The 760-nt window shown below is 42.0% G+C and carries 1 protein-coding gene and 1 pseudogene; both read left to right on the top strand.

Annotation, left to right across the window (positions count from 1 at the left end):
• Positions 1 to 210 (top strand): annotated as a pseudogene (locus tag AC3G7N_RS20860) (NAD(P)H-dependent flavin oxidoreductase); the annotation flags it as partial.
• A gap of 18 nt (positions 211 to 228) precedes the next feature.
• Entirely contained in the window at positions 229 to 627 is a 399-nt protein-coding gene (locus tag AC3G7N_RS20855) for a thioesterase family protein (protein WP_089061222.1), read from the top strand.
• Positions 628 to 760: the final 133 nt, after the last annotated feature.

Below are 760 nucleotides of genomic sequence, written 5' to 3'. Positions count from 1 at the left end.
GAAGGACTAACACTTGATCAGTATGGCAGGCTTACCTCTGAAACGCAGCATGTTCTTGGTGCACTAAAGGGTGACATGGAGAACGGCTTCATCAATAGTGGCCAAGTGGCCGGATTAATCAGTCACATCCCCACTGTGAAGGAACTGCTTGATCATATGGTCAAAGAGGCACAAGAGCAATTAAGCAAATCTGCTGACCTATTAAACTAACGGTTTGGAGTGATTTAGTTGAAATCAGGCATGGACATAGGCAGAACAGAGACGATTGAAATAGAAGTAACGGAAGACATGTTTGCTAGCTTTGAGGGAAGCGTTGTACACCCTGTTTACTCAACGGTTGCAATGGTATACCACATGGAGTGGGTCTCAAGGAAAATCATTCTGCCATTTTTGGAGGACCATGAGGAGGGCATGGGCGGTGCAGTTCAGCTAAAGCACATCAGCCCTTCGCCATTACATTCAAAAGTAAAATTAACTGCAACATTAGTCGAATACAAAAATCAACAAGTTCGTACAAAAGTCGAGGCATATAACGAACAAGGGTTAATAGGAAAAGGCGAAGTGAAACAGGTAATTTTACCAAAGGAAATGATCAATCAAAAACTATCATCTGGACAAACACATTAATAGATTGAAAGGCCTCTTGAGATGGCGGATAAATTTGAGGTTTGGCTGATATATTTTGAGAAAGGCGGATAAACCCGGAATTTGGCCGATATATCTTGAGAAAGGCGGATAAAACCGGAATTTGGCTGATATA

This window comes from Virgibacillus carmonensis, from assembly GCF_057836705.1.
This window is presented reverse-complemented; position numbering and strand designations above follow the sequence as displayed.